The organism is Variovorax sp. YR752 (genome assembly GCF_943372545.1).
Genome location: NZ_CALRZC010000414.1, coordinates 1 through 3,085 on the forward strand (window position 1 = coordinate 1; position 3,085 = coordinate 3,085).

Annotated in this window: 3 protein-coding genes; all 3 read right to left on the reverse strand. The window is 69.6% G+C overall.

The genetic code is table 11. The features are described from left to right. Nucleotides 1–185: 185 nt before the first annotated feature. Nucleotides 186–1,688 (reverse strand): carotenoid oxygenase family protein, encoded by a 1,503-nt coding sequence (locus tag AAG801_RS41305; protein WP_341893669.1) that lies wholly within the window; start codon nucleotides 1,686–1,688, stop codon nucleotides 186–188. 11 nt (nucleotides 1,689–1,699) lie between these two features. Beyond that, a complete protein-coding gene (locus AAG801_RS41310; RefSeq protein WP_341893670.1) occupies nucleotides 1,700–2,137 on the reverse strand; it encodes a DUF2141 domain-containing protein in 438 nt (145 codons plus the stop codon). Between the two features lie 145 nt (nucleotides 2,138–2,282). Further along, a partial coding sequence (locus AAG801_RS41315) for an AI-2E family transporter (protein WP_341893671.1) occupies nucleotides 2,283–3,085 on the reverse strand: 803 nt, incomplete at its 5' end.

Sequence of the window (3,085 nt, forward strand, 5' to 3'; positions counted from 1 at the left end):
CATCGATTCCATATCTCCCGCTGCTGCGCAGCCGACGGATGAACTCGCTGACCTGTGCTCTTCGTCAATTAACACCTCGATTCGTCGCTGAAGTGTTGCATCGACGGGTTGAGCCCGCCCCTCCTTGATTTCGCTGCGGGAAGCACCCAATGTCCTGAGCACACCGAGCGCTGTCGCCCTGAACTTCAGGCCTTCACAAACGCCCCGTGCAGCCCCAGCGGCAGCGCATACGGCAGCGTCGCCTGAGCCACAGGCCCTGCAGCAACGTGGTCCGCAGCAAAGCACGACAACACCGTCCGCTGCCGCCCGAAGTCCAGCGCCGTGCCCAGCACCCAACCCGGCTTCGCACCGTCGGGCACGAAGACGTGCTCTTCCACGATCGCCTGCGCGCCGTAGCTGAAGCGCTGGCTGCGTCCGGTCTCGATATCGGTGCGCGCGACCGCGCCGAAGCCCGGCACGTTGGCGCGCGTCTGCGTGGCGTGCACGACCTGGCGGTGGCGCAGGCCGACGCGGCGCGGGTTGATGCGCGGGAACTCGGCCTCCAGCGGCAGTTCGCGCTGCGTGGCCTTGCCGGTGCCCAGGTCGAGCGTGGCGACGGTCAGGCGCGGCTCGTTGCGGCGCACGCGGCGTGCGCGCATCACCTCGCGATTGCTGGTGAACACCGACTCGGCGTTCTGCGAGCGCACGTAGTCGACGTGGATGCGCGCACCGCGCGGCGTGTCTTCTTCCCACGCATTGCCGACATGGAACAGGAAGCCGGCGGGCAGCTCGAACAGCTGGCGCTTCTCCCAGTTCTGCTTGTCGACCACCAGCGCGCGCATGCCGAGTTCGGGTCGCCAGACGTGGGCGTCGAGAAAGCTTGCGCCGGCCTCCTTGCGCTTGCTGTCGTGCACCAGCGGCGGCATGAGAAACACCAGGTGCCGCGAGGTCACGGCGAAGTCGTGGACCATGGGCAGCTCGGGCACCGGCACGACGGTCGCGCGACGCAGCGCGCCGCCGGGCGCGATCTCGTACAGCGCCAGCAGGCTTTGGCCGGAGCTCACGCCGAAGTTCCACACCGTGCCGTCCGGGTCGACCTTGGGGTGGGCCGAGAAGGGCATGCCCGCGAGGTCGGCGCGCCAGGTCTTCACACCCAGCGTGTCGAGCGTGCGCGCATCGATGCGCGTGGCCGAGCCGCCTTCCCAAAGCGCCAGCACCTCGCCCTGCATCGGCAGCACGCTGGTGTTGGCGACGTTGATGGCGTCGGCGGAGGTGGGCGGCTCCACGCCCGGCGGCATGGTGCCGAAGGCCTCGGTGAGGTGGCGACCAGCCTTCACTTCGGCCACGCGCTTGGGCGTGGCGACGTAGCGGCCCTGGTGCCGCACGTCGGCGCCCTCGATCACGAAGCGGTGGACCATGCCGTCGCCGTCGAACCAATGGTGGTAGCGCTCGCCGCCCAGGTCGTGGCCGGCCGGGCCGATGCGGAACAGCGTGCCGGCCACGGCGTCGGGGAAGCGCCCGCGCACGGTGGCGCGGGTCAGCGGCAGGTCGCCCGGGGGCGTGGCGAAGCCGATCTTCCACGGGGCGTCGGCGGCTTCGAACTGGGCTTGCCAGTTGTCGTCGGGGGTGCCGGCGGCACGCGCCAGCGGGCTGAAGAGGGGCAGGGCGCCGGCTGTGGCCAGCAGGCGCAGGAGTTCGCGTCGTTCCATGGCGGTGCTCCTCAGCGCAGATGGATGACGGCCTGCGCGTCGGCCTCGACGCGGAAGGCGGCGGCCTCGAAGTCGGGCGCGCCGCGGTTGCCTTTGGCGTCGTTCGAGAAGCCGTAGCGTTCGATCGGCATGCCCACGAGGTTGGTGTCGAGCTTGGCGTTGCCGTTCTCGTCGGCGAACACGCGCAGCGCGTAGCGCCCCGGTGCCAGGTCGGTGAAGACGAAGCGGGCCTTGCCGTCGCGTGCCGGACCGGTCTGCGAAGCCACGGGCTTGCTCTCGGTGTAGCCGGCGGCGTCGTTGTACAGCGCGACGTAGAGCGTGGCGCCGGCGGCCGGGCCGTCGGCGATGCTGAGGTTCAGGTCGGCGGCCAGGGCGCCGAGCGGGGCGAGCGCGGCGGCAGCAAGCAGGGCGCGCGCGGCGGGGCGGGAGAGCAAAGCCGGAAAGTGCATGGCAGGCCTCGTGGTGGATGGAGGGCCCGACGATCCCGCAGTCGCCGGGCGGTGCCCAGCGTCATGCGACGGAATGCGTGAATGCGCGCGCGAAATGCACGCAGAAGGAGCGAACGCCGCGGCCTGAGTGAGGCCCGGCGCGCTGTCAGGCCTTGTCCTGCCCGTTCTTCGGGGCTTCTGCGGCTTCTTCGATCGCGTGCCCGTTGCCCACATGGCCGGCGTCCGCGAACAGGCTCCAGGCGGCCATGAACAGCGCCGCGATCACCGGGCCGATCACGAAACCGTTGATGCCGAAGATCGCCATGCCGCCGATGGTCGACATCAGCACGATGTAGTCGGGCATCTGCGTGTCCTTGCCCACCAGCACGGGGCGCAGGATGTTGTCGACCAGGCCGATCACGAACACGCCGATGAAGATCAGCACGCCGCCTTGCCAGAAGTGCCCGGTGGCCAGGTAGTAGATGGCCACGGGGCCCCAGATCAGCGCGGCGCCCACGGCCGGCAGCAGCGACAGGAAGGCCATCAGCACCGCCCACAGCAGGGCGCCCTGCACGCCGAGGAACCAGAACGCCAGCCCGCCGATGGTGCCCTGCGCAATGGCCACGGCCACGTTGCCCTTCACGGTGGCGCGGATCACGGTGGTGAACTTGTTCAGCAGGTAGTGCGTGTGCGGCTTGGCCAGCGGCACGGCGTCGCGCATCGTCCTGGAGAGCGTCGAGCCGTCGCGCACCAGGAAGTACAGCAGGTACAGCATCACGAAGAAGCTGATCACGAAATCAAACGTGTTCTGCCCGATGGCCAGCGCCTGGCTCGCGATGAGCTGGCTGGCCTGGCCCGCGATGGCCGAAACGCGCGCCTGCCAGGCCGCCATGTCGCCCAGGTTGAAGCGCTCCACGAGGCTCAGCAGCCACTGCGGCGCGGCATCGAGAATCTGCTGGAAGTAGGCCG

Coding starts and splice junctions, on each gene's coding strand:
- AAG801_RS41305 (WP_341893669.1), bottom strand. CDS start 1,688: ATGGAACGACGCGAACTCCTGCGCCTGCTGGCCACAGCCGGCGCCCTG.
- AAG801_RS41310 (WP_341893670.1), bottom strand. CDS start 2,137: ATGCACTTTCCGGCTTTGCTCTCCCGCCCCGCCGCGCGCGCCCTGCTT.